General features: G+C 51.1%; 12 protein-coding genes. 2 read left to right on the top strand and 10 right to left on the bottom strand.

What is annotated here, in order from left to right; all coding sequences use genetic code 11:
* Positions 1–39: 39 nt before the first annotated feature.
* The 6 genes from D6024_RS20345 to nirB form a co-directional block, all read right to left on the bottom strand.
* A complete protein-coding gene (locus D6024_RS20345) occupies positions 40–1,530 on the bottom strand; it encodes a rubredoxin (RefSeq protein ID WP_121356609.1) in 1,491 nt (496 codons plus the stop codon).
* A 22-nt stretch (positions 1,531–1,552) separates the two neighbouring features.
* The gene (locus D6024_RS20340) at positions 1,553–5,134 is read right to left on the bottom strand and encodes a nitrate reductase (protein ID WP_121356608.1); all 3,582 of its coding nucleotides are present in this window, start codon (positions 5,132–5,134) and stop codon (positions 1,553–1,555) included.
* A gap of 219 nt (positions 5,135–5,353) precedes the next feature.
* Positions 5,354–6,655, bottom strand: a complete 1,302-nt coding sequence (locus tag D6024_RS20330) for a NarK family nitrate/nitrite MFS transporter (RefSeq protein ID WP_121356606.1) — start codon at positions 6,653–6,655, stop codon at positions 5,354–5,356.
* 65 nt (positions 6,656–6,720) lie between these two features.
* Entirely contained in the window at positions 6,721–8,064 is a 1,344-nt protein-coding gene (locus D6024_RS20325) for an alginate export family protein (protein ID WP_121356605.1), read from the bottom strand.
* Between the two features lie 76 nt (positions 8,065–8,140).
* On the bottom strand, positions 8,141–8,521 hold the full coding sequence (gene nirD, locus D6024_RS20320) for a nitrite reductase small subunit NirD (protein WP_121356604.1): 381 nt from the start codon (positions 8,519–8,521) through the stop codon (positions 8,141–8,143).
* Positions 8,522–8,724: 203 nt separating this feature from the next.
* On the bottom strand, positions 8,725–11,220 hold the full coding sequence (gene nirB / locus D6024_RS20315) for a nitrite reductase large subunit NirB (protein ID WP_121356603.1): 2,496 nt from the start codon (positions 11,218–11,220) through the stop codon (positions 8,725–8,727).
* A 186-nt stretch (positions 11,221–11,406) separates the two neighbouring features.
* Between nirB and cobA the strand changes: the two genes are divergently transcribed.
* Both cobA and D6024_RS20305 read left to right on the top strand, forming a co-directional pair.
* Positions 11,407–12,174, top strand: coding sequence for a uroporphyrinogen-III C-methyltransferase (gene cobA, locus D6024_RS20310; RefSeq protein WP_121356602.1), 768 nt, complete (start codon positions 11,407–11,409; stop codon positions 12,172–12,174).
* 43 nt (positions 12,175–12,217) lie between these two features.
* On the top strand, positions 12,218–12,904 hold the full coding sequence (locus D6024_RS20305) for a Crp/Fnr family transcriptional regulator (protein ID WP_121356601.1): 687 nt from the start codon (positions 12,218–12,220) through the stop codon (positions 12,902–12,904).
* A gap of 298 nt (positions 12,905–13,202) precedes the next feature.
* On the opposite strand, the gene D6024_RS20300 is transcribed toward D6024_RS20305, so the two are convergent.
* From D6024_RS20300 to D6024_RS20285, 4 genes are all read right to left on the bottom strand, one after another.
* Complete coding sequence (locus tag D6024_RS20300; RefSeq protein WP_205573333.1) at positions 13,203–13,901, bottom strand: hypothetical protein; 699 nt, start codon at positions 13,899–13,901, stop codon at positions 13,203–13,205.
* 195 nt (positions 13,902–14,096) lie between these two features.
* Positions 14,097–15,146, bottom strand: coding sequence for a YncE family protein (locus D6024_RS20295; protein WP_121356600.1), 1,050 nt, complete (start codon positions 15,144–15,146; stop codon positions 14,097–14,099).
* Between the two features lie 16 nt (positions 15,147–15,162).
* The gene (locus tag D6024_RS20290) at positions 15,163–16,131 is read right to left on the bottom strand and encodes a glycoside hydrolase family 5 protein (RefSeq protein ID WP_121356599.1); all 969 of its coding nucleotides are present in this window, start codon (positions 16,129–16,131) and stop codon (positions 15,163–15,165) included.
* A gap of 449 nt (positions 16,132–16,580) precedes the next feature.
* Positions 16,581–17,723: an XdhC family protein gene (locus tag D6024_RS20285; RefSeq protein ID WP_121356598.1), complete on the bottom strand. Its 1,143-nt coding sequence runs from the start codon at positions 17,721–17,723 to the stop codon at positions 16,581–16,583.
* Between the last annotated feature and the right edge of the window lie 240 nt (positions 17,724–17,963).

Genomic DNA, 17,963 nt, shown 5'->3' with positions numbered 1-17,963 from the left:
CGGCAAATACAGGTAAGCAAATAAAAATGGCAAAAGGTTCTACCCGGCAGTTGCCGTTTGTTCCTTGCTGGCTTCTTCCAGCACAGCAAACGATTCTTTCGGCGCCTCACAAAGCGGGCAACAATAATGGGATGGCAACGCGTCAAAACCGGTTCCCGGAACAACACCCTGCAGCGCATCACCCAGTGCAGGAACATAGACCGTTTGACAATGCCTGCATTGGTGCATGACCGTAACCTCCCGGACCGCATTCTTTTCCGGTTGCGGCGGAACGGGTTTTTCCGTGGCGGTACTCCGGCTCTGCCGTTCGTAGAAGTCTTTGCAGAGACTCACCAGGTAAGTTCCGATATGATCTTTTTGCACGGCATCGCGAAACAAGATCAATTCTTCCCCATTGGGGTTGAAATTTTTTTTATAAAAAATATCGTAGCGCTCCAGCGCTTTAAGCCGGTGCGGGTTCTTGTTTTGCTGTTTCCGAATCACAACGGTGCCGTACATGCTGGAGGAAGGCTTTGTTTGAATGGCAAAGCACAATCCATAAGTCCGCACATCTTCTTTGTCGAAATACCGGATGACCTGGCCCTTTAACTGGAGGCCTTTGTCTGTATAGTCTTCCACCTGCCAATTGAGTTCGTTCGCTGCATGGCGAACATTGATGCGATAGCGGCCAAGCACAACATCCCACAGCCGGCGCTGTCCTGCATCGATATTTTTAATGATAATACTTTTCCAGGGCGTTGTATACAACTGCCCGATTCTTGTTTCCAAACAGAGGTTGCACAGGTCCTGGAGAAACGGAACGGGGAAGAGTTCGTCGCGCCGGTAGATGCCCAGCCACAACTGGTTGCCCATCTTGTTGAACCCTTCGTAGTAGGGCAGCGCAAATTCCGGAAAGGAAGTGACGGTTGCTTCTTTTGCAATGCCGGGAGTGTTGCCCTTTACGCGACGGAACAGCGCATCGCCATCGGCTGCTTCCTTCCCATAGAACAAGTCCCTGTTTTGTAAAATTTCTTTTTCAATCGCCTGCGACATGGCCGGAACATCATTGGTGTAAACCTGTTCTTTCCATTTGAAAACAGTGTTGGTTTTGGGAAAGCGGATGAACAGGGACCAAAAATGCTGCGCTTCGGCCGAGACCCAGTTGATATGGCCGGTGCAAAAAGGAACGAAACTTTGTTGGCGGTCGCAGATGTTGATCTTCAGCTTTGGCGTGTACTGAAACGAATCAAAAATATCTTTGTAAACACCCTGCCGCATCCAGTTGTCCGTCGTAAAAATATCAGCCGCCGGGTACGAACTGACAATATTGGGCAAGGCATTTTTTTTACGGTAAACGGCAATGCCTTTTTCTTCACATGCATTTCTGAACGCCTCGCAAAAAGAAGCCGACACGTCCACGATCAACTGCTGTCGCAAACCAAAGCGCACATGCGTTACCCTCGCTTCCCTGGCCAGTTCAAGAATGTCTTTCAAATACCCCGGCGATACAATCCCACCCCTGAAATTGATAACGAACGTTTGTGTTTGCATGGTTTACTGGTTTAATCGAATTCTACGCTCTGACAACGGTCAACTCTTTCTCCACTGCTGACTTTGCCTGTCTTTCCCCGAGGGCATTTTCCAAAAGAACCTGCACCTCCAGCTTGCAGCTGCCGCATCCCTGGCCGGCACCGGACGCAACGCACAGTGCTTTCAATTCGGTACATCCCTCCCTGATTTTAGCGAGAATATTTCCTTCGCCAACGCCGCCGCACGAGCAGACCAGCTTACCCATTACCGGTTCTGCTTTCTTGTTGGAGCGCAACAGCTCCAGGCGTTTTTCCGACAATTCAATTTTGTTTTGGATTAAATCGCGGAACTCCAGAAATTCTGTTTTGTCTCCAATCAGGATGGCTCCCACCAGGCGATCATTGTGTATGACGCATTTTTTGTAATACCGTTTGGCCTTGTCGATGAACACCACTTCTTCGTACGCCGGATCATTGGGCGGCGCTTCCGGCAAACCCAACGAACACAAATCGGTGCCGTGCATCTTCAGGATATTCATCAGCAGCGATCCTTCATAAACAGAAGCAATGTCGCCACTGAGATGCCGGGCAACAATCTCGGCCTGTTGTTCTGCGGCGGCGGTGATCCCATACAAAAAGCCACGGAACTCCGCGATTTCCCCCACCGCATAAATAGCCGGATCAGAAGTCAGCAGGTATTCGTTCACCGCCACGCCGCGTTTGTGCTCCAATCCGCAGGCCTTTGCCAGTTCGATGTTCGGTAACGTACCGATGGCAATGACAATGGCCTGGCAGTCGACCTGCAAACCACTTTTCAGTTTAACGCCAGTCACATTTTCAACCCCGAGAAACCGTTCGAGTTCATCGTTGTAATAAATATCAACGCCTTTCTCTTCCAGTTCTTCGTGCAGCAGTTGGCTGCCAAGCACATCGAGCTGCCTGTCCATTAACCGGGAAATGCGTTGCACGATGCACACTTCTACACCAACTTCGCGCAGCGACGCGGCCAGCTCGATGCCCAGCAAACCGCCACCAACGATTACCACCTTTCCCTTCGCAGGATCGACATGGTGTTTAAAGCTGTCGGCATCCGTCCGGCTGCGCATGGTAAAAATGCCGCGGAGGTCGGGAATATCTTTCAGCATAAACGGACGGCTCCCGGTTGCAAGGAGCAGGACGTCGTAGGGATGTTGCCTGCCATGGCTGTCCGTCACCACCTTCTTCTCCCGGTCGATGTGCTCAATGCTGACGCCACGGTGAAGCGTGATGTTGAAGCTCCGCTCTTCTTCATCTTTCATCTTTACCAACTTGCCCCACTCCTGCACGCCGCTGATATAATCGGGCAACATCACCCGGTTGTAAAACGGGAAGTTTTCTTTGCTGAATACCACGATCTCGTCTTCCGTATTGAGCGCACGGTAAGATTTGACAAAACCAAACGCACCGGCACCGGCACCAATCACCACAATTTTTTGCCCTGGTTTTTCGTACCGCTTCACGTCAACGGCCGAAAACTTAAAATCCGGTTCTTTGGAAGTGGGATCAACAACATTGCTGGTGAGGTTATTGGCCCTGTTTAAATCACTGTTTATAATCTTACCCCAATGCATGGGCAGGAACACAACACCCTGTTTGATGTCGGCCGAAACCTTCGCCCTGACGCGGACGCTGCCTCTCCCGTTGCCAACTTCGACCAGGTCGTTTTCAGCAATGCCTCTTTCCCGCGCATCATCCGGGTGCAACTCCAGGAAGGCGTTGGCGATGTGCTGTTTCAGTTTACTCACCTTGCCTGTTTTGGTCATGGTGTGCCAGTGGTCGCGGATGCGGCCAGTGGTCAAAATGAGCGGCAGATCATCTGTCGTAGGCTCGGATAAATTCTCGTCATCCACCGCATGAATGATGGCCTTTTTCGAAGGCGTGTAAAACAGGCCGTCCGTAAACAATCTTGCCGTGCCGTTCCCTTCCTTCGACAGGGGCCATTGCACACTTCTTCGCTTTTTCAAGGCATCGTAGTGCAAGCCGCTGATGTCGAGGCTTGTCCCCTTCGTCAACGCACAATGCTCGGCATAAATACCCGAAGGAGATTCGAAATCAAAACCTGCAAATCCCATTTTCTTTGCAAAACGACAAAGAATTTCGGCATCGGGTAACGCTTCGCCCGGCGCCTCCACGATCCTGGAAAGGTGGGTAATGCGACGTTCGGCATTCGTCATCGTTCCTTCTTTTTCGGCCCATGCCGCAGCCGGAAAAACAACATCGGCATAGGCCATTGTTTCAGGCTTGTTGCTGACGTCCTGCACCACGATGAATTTTGCTTTCTGCAAGGCTGCTTCCGCCTTGCGCACATCGGGCAGACTCACCAGCGGGTTTGTGCCGATGATCCAGATGGCTTTTAACCGGCCATCATGCAGGGCATCGAACATTTCCGTTGCCGTGTAGCCGGGCTTTTCGGAGATCGGCGGGCTGCTCCAAAACTGCTGCACGAATTTCCGGTCTTCTTCGCTGGCCAGGTTCCGGTGTGCCGGCAGCAGGTTGGCCAGCCCGCCAACTTCCCTTCCTCCCATCGCATTGGGCTGGCCGGTCAGGGAGAACGGCCCGCTCCCGGGTTTACCGATTTGTCCCGTAATCAAATTCAGGTTGATCAGGCTAAGATTTTTGTTGACACCCACCACGCTTTGGTTCAGTCCCATCGTCCAGAGGGTCAGAAAGCCCTTGGCCGCGCCAATATAGGCGGCAGCATCACGAATGCTTTTTTCCGGCACAGCGCAAATCGATGCGGCTTCCGCAACGGTGCGTTGCAGGAGTTTTTTTCGGTAAGCTTCAAAACCTTCGGTGTGGTTGGTGATGAACTCTACGTCGATATCGCCATTTTCCAGCAACACCCGTCCGATGGCATGGTGCAGCACGATGTCGGTTCCCGGCCTGAGCTGCAAATGGACGTTGGCATACGATGCCGTTTGTGTTCGGCGCGGGTCGCTGACGATAATTTTCAGGTTTGGATTTGCAGCCCTTGCCGCTTCCACACGCCGCCAGATAACCGGGTGGCACCAGGCAGGGTTGGCACCGGCCACAAAAATGCAATCGGCCAACTCCACGTCGTCGTAACAAACCGGCACGCTGTCTTCGCCGAGGCTCATTTTGTAGGCCGCCACGGCACTGCTCATACACAGGCGGGAGTTGGTATCGATGTTGTTGCTTCCAAGAAAGCCTTTTACCAGCTTGTTCAGCACATAGTATTCTTCCGTAAGGCATTGCCCCGATGCATAAAAGGCAACACTCTCCGGACCGTATTTTTCAATCAGCGTTTTAAAAACAGCAACGGTCCTGTCCAGCGCTTGTTCCCAGCTTACCCGTTGCCGTTGCAGCCCTTTGTTCAGGCGCATTTCGGGATACCACAGCCGGTCGCTTTTATCCATGACCGTATAGTGCAGGTTCATTCCCTTGCTGCACAGCATCCCCTTGTTCACCGGGTGTTCTTTGTCACCTTCGACACGCAGTTTCCCGTCGCGGTCCTTGTGCACGATGATCCCGCATCCCACACCACAATAACAACAGGTGGTCCTGAACCCCTGCGCTCCTGTGCGGGAGCCGGGACTTGTGTGTTCCTTATTTGTTCCGTCTGCCATTCCTTTCTTTTTTTATTAATGAACCGAACTGCATTGCTGCAATCAGGCTTCTGTTGCGTCGCACACTGGTTCTTTTGGGAAGGATATTCTCCTGAACCTGGATTCGGCTGGATGAAAAGGAAACGATAAATCTCTTCTGCTTGAAAAAACTTTTGCTGCTATAAGCTGGTTCCATTTCCATTTTAATCCTATCAATCCACCCAATCCAGGTTCAGACATTCAAGCCACTGCCACTTCTTTTTCCGCCAACACCAGTTCGGCTGCCTCGCTCTTTTTAAACCGGGTGATCAACACTACACCGGAAACAAGCATGGCAGCAAAACCGATATAGGTAAATGCGTCGACGTAGGTCAGCGCTTTACTTTTGAAGAGAAAGCCAAACATCATCCCGCCGAGATTTCCGCCGGCGCCCACGATCCCGCTGACAAGACCAACATTTTTTTCGTTGATAAACGGCACGATCCCGTAGGTTGCGCCGTTGGCCATCTTCAGGAAAAGCGCAAACGTCAACATGCTCGCAATGGCCAGCGGAAACGATCCAGCCCTTGCAAACAACACGATCCCGACGCCTTCGAGCAGCAGCATCAAACCAAGCAACAAGCCCTTTCCCTTCATTCCGAAGCGACTGCCGGCCTTGTCTGAAACGATGCCGCCCAGGGCACGGGCAAAAATGTTCATGAAGCCAAACACCCCCGCCCAAAAACCGGCAGATGATTGCGACAGGCCAAACGTATCGACGAAGTGCAAAGACGCCACGTTGTCGAAGGTGATTTCCATCCCAAAACACATGGCGTAGGCCAGTGCAAGAGACCAGATTCGCCAGTCGGCGAGGATGCGGTAATCTGTTTTTTCCTGCGTGGACTCTGTATGGCCAATTTCCTTGTAGTTGCCGGCCGGTGTGTCTTTGGTGAATTTGTAATAAAGGAAAGCAACGGCGAGCATCATCACACCGGGAACGATCATCGCATAGCGCCATGCCTCACTTTTGGTGTAACCCATTCCGACAATGGTTGCAAATATCAGGGGCATCACCATGTTGGTGACCCCGCCACCCAGGTTGCCCCAGCCACCGGCAACGGCGTTGGCTGTTCCCTTGATGTTTTTGGCGAACATCATCGAGGTATGAAACTGCGTCACCACAAACGATGCCCCGATTAAACCGATGGCGGCACGAAACAATAAAAATGTCGTATAGTCTTTGGCGAGGCCAACGAGAAAAACCGGGATGGCCCCTACCAGCAACAGGCGAATCGCTGTGATCCGCGGCCCCCACGTGTCGCACAGTTTGCCAATCACCAAACGGGCAATGATGGTGGAAGAAACCGACACAATGACCAGGTTACCGATCTGGGACTTGGTCAGGTGCAGGTCTTCACGAATGGTGGGCATCAGCGGTGCCAGGCCAAACCATCCAAAGAAGCAAACAAAGAACATCAGCCAGGTGGTATGAAAGGTTTTCATCTGTACACCCTGGAGCGAGAATATCGTTAACCGCGTAAGTGGTTTTGTTGTTGCTGACATGAAAAGTGTTTTTGAAATTTGAAAATGGGCAAGGCAATCGTCAGCTAGCAAACATTCGCAGCATTCTATTTGAAAAGGAATTCGGGCTTTACCGAAATCATCAGGTAAGCCCAATTGGCCGAAGGCTTCGCGTCGGGAATATTTTTTACGGCGGCTGATGTTAGCAACGGCGTTGTAAAATAGCGGGCATAACCGCCTTCCAGACCAATTTGCCTGGTGAGTGCGTAGGTGCCCACCAGATCAATTTCCTGCCCCAGGTTTTTCGTAGCAAAACCGGTTACGGCTGCCGCACTGTTGAACTGGTGAAGATCAGCCGTGACCGTTAGCCTGTCTGTGGGCCTGTACCGGCTTTTGAGAGAATAATTCACCAACCCGTTTTTGCCAAAAGCGTTGGCCGCATAGAAATAGTCAATCAGTCCGGCAAACTTGTGCGGCGTTCCATACAACGGGTCGAAGGCATTGCTGGTGCTACCGCTGGTGCCGCCGCTGTAGTAATCAACACCGGCACCGCTGCTGAACGTTTTGCCGAAAGCATATTGGGCTGCCAGGCTAAAGAGTTCCGCCTGTAGTTTTTGCCCCGTAGCCGTGTGGCCGAATTGATAATAGGCCGCCGCGGTCAGCAGCAAGCGGTTAAACTTATTGTTGAAATAAAAACCGGTCGTGGCGCGGCTCCAGGTGGTGCTGTCATACACCTTCGTGGATGTAACCGGGTCGCTGTGATAGCCGGTAAACGCATCGTTCAGGAATAAAAACGAAGCATGCCCTTTTTCGAGTTTTTTGGCAGCATACAGAAACACAAGGCTTTTGTACATGCTGCCACCGTTGGTTGTTGCTGCATAGGGGCCGGGCGGCGTGTTATTGTACAGCGTGCCGGATGCGCCTTCTTTGTTCTGGTTGAATGCAGCAGCCAGGTGCAGCATCCACTGAACGGTCTCGAACTTCAGCAGAGCTGCATCGTGACGCCGGCCCTGCTGCAGCCAGTCGAGGTTTCCCAACAGCCGCTGGTCATCGTAAACCAGTTCCTGCCGTCCGATTTTCAAACACAGGGATTTGTTTTTTACAACGGTGTCGGTCAGGCCCAGCTCAGCCCAGGCCTCGTGAAGCATCAAACCATTCAGGTCTGCGGTGGTTGTGCGGTTGATGGTTGAAACATCCTGTCCCCATACGCGGACATCCTGCGCCGTTACGCCAAACTTCAGCCGGTAGGCATTGTAGCCAAATGACAGCCTGGTGCGCTGCGATGTAAAGAATGCCGGGCTGGCGCCGATGGCCAGCGGGGCGCCTTGTCCGTCCCTTAACTCGGTGCGAGTACGCACCTGCCCGGAGAGTGTCACCTGTGCTGTTGCCTGCAGGGAAAAAACACTGCTAACGAGCAGCACGAGGGGAAAGGTTTTGGTCCTTTTTTTCATGTAGATTTGAGAGGGTTTTAAAGTGAACGCCTTCGTTTGAAACCTAACGGCCCGTGGAGACTGCCATCTCCCGGGCCTACTTATTGACAGTATATTCGTCGTCTTCCTCTACGCCAATAAACACAATGTTGTTCTCCACTTTCACGGGAAACGTCTTGATGCTCTCGCATTCATCGTCATTCATGCAATGCCCGTCGACCAGCGAAAATGTTTTCTTGTGAAAGGGACAGGCCACTTTCGGCTCACCGGTCTGCGAGCCAATCATACCGCGGCTCAGCACCATTTGCTGCCGGTGCGGACACAGGTTTTGCGTCGCATACCATTCTTCCCTCCGGGCAAAATAGTAGAGTGCAATTTGTTCGTCTTTGTACTTGACGCAGACGCCGCCGTTGCGCGGAACATCGGAAATTTTACAGGCGGCGAACCAGGTCATGTTTGCGATCAGCGTGTTGCTCATATTGATAGAATTTTTGTTGGTTACGCAAAAGAGACAAGCAGGCGCATGTCCCTGTGTTTGTTCATTGTTCCATCATCGCTATGAGCAAGGAATCGTTATGCGGGAATGCACGTCCAATGTGAACCGTGAAACCAGAACCAGTAGTGAACGATGCTTTTTATTGCCTGACTGGTTTCACGTTTGACGTTTGACGTTTCACATCCTCATTTCCATTCCCTGGCTTTTTTCTGTTCTCGCAGCTGTTCAAACGTCACGGTAGGATCTTTTTCCTCGGGAGCATTGACAAAATGGTTAAAGCGTTTGCGGAGTTCGGGATTTTCCACCACCTCTTTCCACTCGCATGTATAATTGTCCACGAGCGACTGCATTTCTCTTTCCAGGTTTTCGGCGAGTCCCAGGCTGTCGTTCACCACCACGTTGCGGAGATAATCGATCCCGCCTTCCATTTTGTTCAACCAGGTGGCCGTTCTCGCCAGTGGATCAGCCGTTTTGATGTAAAACATCAGGAAGCGGTCGATGTAGCGGATGCAGGTTTCATCATCCAGGTCCTGCGCCAGCAAAAGCGCATGTTGCGGTTTGGAGCCGCCGTTTCCGCACACGTACAGGTTCCAGCCTTTTTCGGAGGCGATAATGCCAAAATCCTTGCTTTGCGCTTCGGCACATTCGCGGATGCAACCCGAAACCGCCGATTTGATTTTGTGCGGGGCACGAAGTCCGCGATACCGCTCTTCCACGCGGATAGCGAAACTAACGCTGTCGTGCAGGCCAAAACGGCACCAGGTAGATCCCACGCAACTTTTCACGGTACGCAGGGCTTTGCCGTAGGCATGGCCGCTTTCGAACCCAGCTGCAATCAATTCCTCCCAGATTTGTGGAAGGTCGTTGACATGCGCACCAAACATATCGATGCGCTGCCCGCCGGTGATCTTTGTATAGAGGTTGTATTTCTGGGCGATCTGGCCAATGACAATGAGCTTTTCGGGTGTAATCTCGCCGCCGGGTATGCGGGGAACCACCGAATACGTTCCGCCTTTCTGGATGTTGGCGAGGTAACGGTCGTTGCTGTCCTGCGCCACATCGTTGCCTTTTTTCAGGATCATCTCGTTCCAAAGGCTGGCCAGGATGGAGGCGATGGCCGGCTTGCAAATTTCGCAGCCATCGCCGTGGCCCAATGTGTCCAAAACGGCATCAAAGGATTTTAATTCTTTTACTTTAACGAGGTCGAACAGTTCCTGGCGAGCATAATCAAAGTGTTCACACAAAACATTGCGGATGTATTTGCCCTGCGACTTCATGGTATGCACCATCAGGTCTTTCAGCATCGGCACACAACCGCCGCAGCCGGTACCGGCTTTCGTGCATTTTTTAATGGCATCAACGGTTTCGCAGCCGTCGTTCACCGCGTTGCAGATGTCGCCTTTGCTTACGTTTTCGCAACTGCAGATCATGGCTTCATCCGGCAGGCCCGTCATCCCGGCGCCACTGTCGCTTTCACCGCCTCGGGCACCCAGGATCAGGTCTTCGGGATTGGGCGGCAGCACGACCTTATTCTTGCAGGTTTGCAGCAGCATGTTGTACGCCGAGGCTTCGCCAACAAGAATCCCGCCCAGGAGATATTTCCCGTCCTCGCTGACGTTGATGCGCTTGTAGATTCCCTTATGCCGGTCTTCAAAAACGACTGTTCTTGTTTCCCTGGTTTGCAGGAAAGGATCGCCAAAACTGGCCACGTCCACGCCAATCAGTTTCAGCTTGGTACTCATGTCGAAGCCGGTAAAGGTTTTGGAACCACCGGTAAGATTGGCAGCAACGACATCGGCCATCTCGTAGCCCGGCGCCACCAGGCCATAGATCATTTCGTTGTGTAAAGCACATTCGCCTATGGCGAAAATGGCCCTGTCGGACGTTTGCAACAGGTCGTTCACGACGATACCGCCGCGGGGACCAACGTCCAGTCCGCAGGCTTTTGCCAACTCGTCTCTCGGCTTGATACCGGCGGAGATGACCAGCATGTCCACATCCAACTCGGTGCCGTCCGCAAAACGCATGGCCCGGATGCTTTGTTCACCGATAATTTCCGTGGTATTGGTAGAGGTGTGGATCTGCAGTCCTAAACGTTGCAACTTGTTTTGCAGGATCTCCGAACCGGCACTATCGATTTGCCGGGGCATGAGGCGGGGCGCAAATTCAATAACCTGGGTGTCTGTAATACCCAGGTCGAGCATGGCCTTGGCGGCTTCCAGGCCTAAAAGCCCGCCGCCGATGACCGCCCCTTTTTTCGCCCTTTTTGCCCAGGCAGTCATCAGTTCCAGATCCTCGATTGTGCGGTAAAGAAAGACGCCTTCTTTTTCGGTACCGGGAATGGGCGGGACAAAAGCGGCCGAACCCGTTGCCAGGATCAGGTAGTCATACGCTGCCGTAATGCCGTTATGGGAATAAACCGTTTTGCACTCCCGATCGATCGACCGGACGGGATCGCCGGGATAAAAGGTAATATGGTTGTCTTTATACCACTCGGCCGGCGCAAGCAAAAGATCCTGCGCAGACTTGCCGGCGAAATAATCGCTTAGATGAACCCGGTCGTATGCGGGGCGCATTTCTTCACCAAAAACAGTAATCGCAAAACCCTGTGCCGTTTTTCCAACCAGCTTTTCGCAAAATTTATAACCGACCATGCCATTACCAATAATTACAATTCTCATCGTCTTGTTTTTTGATGACCAATTATTGGCAAGCAATCGTATTATTATTTATTATATCTAATAAAAACTAAGCCAAACATCATTTAGTTAGATATATTTTTATCATTTATATCATAAATTTAGACTCATAATTTGATTTTATTCCTGATTCGCGAATTAAATTTCAAATATTATTTTTTATAATTTATGAATTCTGTCCTTCAACTGGTTGGTGCAGGCCCGGGAGACCCGGAGCTGATCACGCTAAAGGCGCTTAAAGCGATTGCCGCAGCGGACGTCATTTTGTATGATGCATTGGCAAACGAAGATCTGCTTTTGCACGCCAGGTCCACGTGCATAAAACAATTCGTTGGAAAACGTTATGGCTGCCATGCCCTTTCGCAGCAGGAAATCAATCAACTGATCATCGAGTACGCTTCTTCGCACCGGCGTATTGTGCGGTTAAAAGGCGGAGACCCCTTTGTTTTCGGCCGGGCACTGGAGGAAATAGAAGCCGCAAAACAACAGGGCATTGCCGTAGAGGTTATTCCCGGCATATCGAGCGCAGTGGCGGTCCCGGCTTCCATGATGATCCCGTTAACGGCGAGAGGGATCAACGAAAGTTTCTGGGTGACAACCGGCACAACGCAGTCGGGCCGGATTTCGGATGATATCCGGCTGGCCGCCCGGTCTTCGGCAACCGTTGTCATCCTGATGGCCATGAGCAAACTGGAAGAGATCATGGAGGTTTTCGCCAGCTATGGGAAAAGCGAAACCCCGGTGGCAATCATCCAGGATGGCACCACGCCAAAAGCGAAGATGGTAACCGGCACTGTAAGAGACATCGTTTTTAAAGCCCAGTATGCCGGTTTAGGCAACCCCGCTATCATCGTCGTCGGCGATGTGGTGAAGCTGTCTCCAGCACTGGCCGACGCAATTTCCATTATCCCCAGCAGCGAAAGACAGAAAGCATGACCAACTGCTTTGCTTACTACTACTCAGCTGCGAAAACAAGAGTATGAAAAAAACAAAAGCCGGGTGCGATTTAAAAACCTGCCTGCTCTGCCGCCTGTGTCAAAAAGAATGGATCCCTGCCGTAGCGCCAAACCGTTCCACTTTCAAGGCTGAAAAAGGCGAAAGGATCTTTCGGGAAGACGACGAAGTGAAGGGAATCTTTTTTGTTTATGACGGCACTGTCAAGGTACACAAACATTGGGGCGAGGAGAAAGAACTGATCCTACGCTTTGCGAAGAAGGGAGATATCATTGGCCACCGCGGACTCGGAAAGGAGCTGGTGTACCCTGTATCGGGAACAGCGATTGAACCAACGACAGTTTGTTTTGTAGAACTGGCGTTTTTCCAGGCATCACTGAAAGTCAATCATGATTTTCTTTATGCGCTGATGCAATTTTTTGCCAGCGAGCTGAAAGAAAGCGAACGCAATATGCGCAACCTTGCACACATGCCGGTCAAGGGGCGGATTGCACAGGCCATTTTCACCCTCGAAGAGAAGTTCGGAACAACAGCGGACGGTTATCTGAACATTCACCTCAGCCGCCAGGATCTCGCCTCTTTTGTCGGCGCCACATACGAAACGGTTTTCCGGGTACTGAACGAATACACCGGCGAGGAGGTGATCCGCGTCGATGGCAAGCGGTTAGCCATCCGCAACAGGGCCTTACTCAAAACATTTCTGGGATATTGACACGATCATGTTGCAAAAAATGCAACAACCTGCAGGTTTAGGCTTCCTCGGTTTATGTACAGGTTTTCTTTTCCATAGGTGGCAACCATTTTACTACGAATAGACAGGCACCCAGACAGCCCGGAACTTTTTGCAAAGCAAATATCCATTGTTACCATATGAGCCGCTACAACAATCGGCGGTACAAGTAAACGAATGGCGGTTCTGTTTTCCACTTAGTTTGGTTCGACTGTTGTCGATTACCGAATGCTGACAAAAAGCTTCCGCTGTAGCTTTTCCCCGGCTGTCTTGCTCTCTTTTAAATCGATCGTGTAGCACCCGGAACAGAGACGGTTTTCTTCTGTGGTCGACTATGCCCGCTCTCCTTTTTAATGCGATGTTCATCCTTTCGAAACCGGAGCGCAAGCAGCAACATAAAGAGCGGTGCGGTTATCGCCCAGGGGAAACCAAGCAGCAACAGTTTGTCAGAGTAATCGGGATAGAAATAAACAACGGAAATCAGGGGGGTAACACACGCATTGGCGATAAACGACCTTCTCACCCATCGTTGAAAGCCACGCTTTTCAAAGGCGGGGATCGCAGCAAAAGTTGCCAGCCCCATAAAGATGTAGCCCAATGCATCGAAGTCCCAGAACATCGAATGCGGAGTTTGCCTGAGCACACGAATTTCATTCAATGACCCCTTCAGCGTAAAAGGAATAACCGTGGCCAACTGCACCACGTAATTCGCTGTAACAAACACCGAGTACAAGACCGAAAAGAGCAGGGCAGCATGGCTCCAGAACCGCTTGTTCCCTGGCGTTGCGTAATGGAGGGCAAGCATTTCCAGCAAAAAAGGAAGAACAATCAGGAGGGATGTGCCGTAAATAAACCGTTCATCGGCCGGGTATGCCAGCACGCCGTAAAGCTGCAATAGCTGGACAACGCAGTAGGCCAGGGTTGCTGTAAATGCGAAAAGTCCCGACCAGAAACCCAACCTGTTGATTGAGGGGTTCATTAGCATGCATTTGCATAAAGGTATCTTCCCTGTTAGCGGCGTTGCAATGATTTAAAAGGCGGGCAAACATGATAGAACTCATCCCGGTAAAGCCCTTCACCGACGATTCCTGGCTTGATTGATTCGCGCCATTCAGGCAAGAAGAAGGCTTTGCACGAATACACCCCTTACGCCAGTTCTCCAGTGGCCAAAGCGCTAAGGCCGGATTGCCCATGCAAGACCGTCGGGCACCCCACCCACGTCGAGGCGGCCCGTCACTTCAAGGGTTTTCAGATCGACAATGGCCACGTAATTATCGGCTGAACAAGCCACGAATGCACGGGAACCTTCGGGGTCCATAAGAATGCCGGCTGCGCCCCGGCCAAGTTTCAACCGCTTTCTTTCGGTACGCAATCGTGCATCATAAACAATCAGTTCGCCGGTTCGCAGACTGGAAATGAACACCAGCCTGCCATCGGGAGTAAACTTCAACCGGTTGGCGCCGAGGGCCTTCGCCTCTATTTTCACGGCCAGTTTTTTTGCATCGAGATCAATGACAGCGATGGTTCCATCGTCACTGGCGGCGGTCCACAATTCGTGACCATCCGGCGACACATCGAATCCTTCTGCCCCCCTTGCCGTTGGAATGACCTGCTGGATCCACTCTTGCCGGGGTTTTGCACCGGGAGGTGCCATGGGTCCCGGCTGCAGCAACGTGTCCACGAGAATACTGACGGTGCCGGAAGAAACGTTTGTGGTGTAGATCTTTTTGCCATCGGGAGACACGTAGAGCATGTGTGTCCGGTCCTGCCCCGTACCCATGCTCCAGTCAAGTTTGCCGGTTGCGGGATCAAATCGACCAATTGCTTTGGAACCTTCCGCCGTAAACCATGCCTTCCCGTTCACAAAGGTTATGTCGTGCGGTCCATACAGCGGTCTCGTATCAATGTTCGCCAAAGGTTTTTGTGCAACAAGATCAATGACGTTCAGTTCATGGAAGCTGCCGCCGCCATAAATACAGACATAGGCCATCCGCCCGTCGGAAGAGGCCACCAATTCGTGCGGGTCTTCACCAACAGGGATGCGGGCAACAACCGCTAAATTTACAGGGTCTACAATCGCCAGTGTATGATTGGCTTTTGACAGGGCAAGCAAGGATCGGCGGGGCGTTGCCTGGGCATTGCAAACTGATGCCGTGCACAACATAGCCAGCGAAAGCACAGTTGCTGCAAGCAGTCGAAACGTAGGTTGTTTTACACTTTTCATGTCTGAGGTTGAATTTTCATTTGTTTTTCCCCTTGTTGTATTTCCTGAGCAGCGCTCTTGTTTTGATACCAGATTCTTTCAGATCCGTCTCTTTCCATCCGCCTTCCGAAGCGGCTGTTTGCTTTAGTACCGAGCAGGTTTCGTCCTTATCAGACACCGACCAGGTCACCCAACTAATCCTGTTTTGCTCCGCCCAGTCAATCCATTTCAGCCACTCTAATTCGTTCAGCGGACCATCGCCACTTGCTTCCATACCGGCCGACTCCGAGATAAAGATCGGCAGGCTCTTTTGCAATGCATACGTACCCCTGTCTCGCAACGACTGCTTGTGCGTGGCTGCATAAAAATGCAGGGTGTACATGATGTTGCTGAATCCCTGCAAAGGCAGGTCGGCGGCAAGGTGCACATCCTGGTCCCAATGAGGGCTGCCGACAAGAATTACATTATCCGGGTCATAAGCCCGGATCACGTTGACCAGTTCTTCTGAATACGCTTTCACATCCGCCCAACTTTGCCGTTCGGGCTCGTTAAAGATTTCGTAGATCACGTTGGGATAGCTGCCGTACGCTTTTGCCATTTGGGTAAAAAATGTTTTTGCCTCATTCAACCGAATATTGTGGCTATGCCAGTCGATGATCACATAAATACCCTCTTTGATGGCGCCGTCAATAACAGCCTTTACTTTTTGTACCGCACCTGCGGAGTCGTGCACATAGCCGCCTTTGGGCTCCACGCCCATGGCAGCCCGCACAACGGTTGCATTCCAGTCCTTGTGCAACCAGCTTACGGCGGCTTCGTTGAAAAAACGCGGCCAGAAATTGTGCCAGCCAAAGCTCATGCCCCGCAGCACCACAGGTTTGCCTTTTGCATCACACAACTGCGTTCCTTTCACTTGCAATTGTCCCCATTTTTTTACCGGCTGCGCTTGTAAAAAACAAACAACAAGCAGACTGGCAAAAAAGAGGGCAAAGCGATGTGTTTTCATGTTACAGATTTTAGTCGATTTTCTTTTCATTTGGATCTCTTGTCAAAATTCATTTTGGGGAGAAAGTTTCTTTACAACAGTTCTTGTCCGAAAATTGGAATGCAAGTAATGCTAACCCATACAAGCAGGCACATCTGGCTAAAAGTACATGTTTTAACCCCTGTTTAAAAACACTGCTTGCCGCACTTGTTTAGCAGGTTGCGCAAAATCGTTTTGCATTATTGTAAAAAATAGCCCCTTTACTTGCCCGGCAATTTGTTAAGTGCCGACATCAACGCTCATCGCACCTCCATCATTATACAGTTATGGCAGAATCAAGAAGACCGGGACCCAGGATGGATCGTAGATCCGGTGCCAAAACGCCGCTTTGAATGGTATTGCGAAACAAAGAACCAGCGTGCAACTATTTGCCGTACTTCATTGCGATAATGAAAAGATTTCGTTTTTGTCTATAGCCTGTGGACCGAAAGTGCTGAGCGGGCATGAATTCCTTCAGCTCTGTCCCGCAAAAAGCTGCCCTGGCGCCCTGTCAACACGGCTTTTATTTCAGCCAACAAGGACAAGGCAATTTCTTCGGCTGCTTCTGCGCCGATGTCCAGGCCTGTAGGACCATAGATCTTTGCTCTTTGTTCCGCGGTGACGTCAATCCCCTGTTCCTTTAATTCAGCAAGCATCCGTTCCAGTCTTTTCTTTGGTCCCAACGTACCGATATACCGGCAGTCTTTATTTAACAAAAGCCGCAGCATGTCCAGGTCATAATTGTAATTGTGGGTCATCAGCACAAATACGGTTTGCTCATCGAAAGGGATTTGTTCCATGGCTTCTGGCGGTTTCGCAACGATAATCCTGGTTGCTTTCGGAAACCGGTGCGTGTTAGCATGTGTTGACCGACCATCGACAATTGTTGTTGGCCATCCTAAAATGCTTGCCATGTCGACAATTGGTAGCACATCATTGCCGGCGCCAACGAGGACCAACGAAACCGCAGGCCGCAACAACTCAACAAAGCCCATGAGTCCATTATCGCCATAGGGCTTTAAAAAAGAATCCTTGTTGGCAAGTACGTTTGCTGCATCACTTTTTACTTCGGCTTCGAGATTTTTGTCTTCGAGTTTATTGTACGTCGTTTCGCTGTCATACAAAAAACAGGTTCCCGGCTGATGACCATGATAATTTTTTAGCGAAAACAAGGTCACCAGCACACAGTCCTTTCGTTGCGCATGCGATTTCTCCAGCAATACAACCGGGTTGTTGGCCTGCCCCGGGTCGATGGGTTCAAACAAAATGTGTACAATACCGTTGCAGCCCAACTGCACGCCGAACTCAATATCATCTTCGTGCAGCGTGTCATAGGTCACAATCTTGTTTTGTTGTTGGTTGATGGCCAGTAGCGCTTTTCGCAAGGCATCGCCTTCCAGGCAGCCGCCACTGATGGCCCCCGTCATTTTGCCGTTGTCTTCCACCAGCATGCGGGCACCGGGCCGCCGGTAAGATGAGCCTTCCACATGTACAACGGTGGCAAGAGCCGTCTGCCGGCCCGCCTCCCTGGCTGCTTCGTATGCAGCGAGAATGTCATTGATTTCTTTTGTCATTCTTCACGAAAATAAAGTTCTGAAATGGATGGTACGTTTCTTTGCCATTCAGGGAAGATGGCGGTTATCATAGCAGCAGGCTTTTTTTGCAATCGTTTTGCCCTTACCGGATGGAAATTGTCAGCCAGAGCAGCGCTGGCAACCGGCGCAGGCCTGAACAAAATTCAAATTAGGACAATTCTCCCGGATTTTTCCTGACCCTTTTTCGGGTAAAAGAGAATCAGGTTATTGCCGTATTTG

Origin of the sequence: Flavisolibacter nicotianae (assembly GCF_003628535.1) — a bacterium.
Classification (GTDB): Bacteria; Bacteroidota; Bacteroidia; order Chitinophagales; family Chitinophagaceae; genus Flavisolibacter; species Flavisolibacter nicotianae.
Note: the sequence above shows the minus strand (reverse complement) of the source record. Positions and strands in the feature narration are given on the sequence as shown.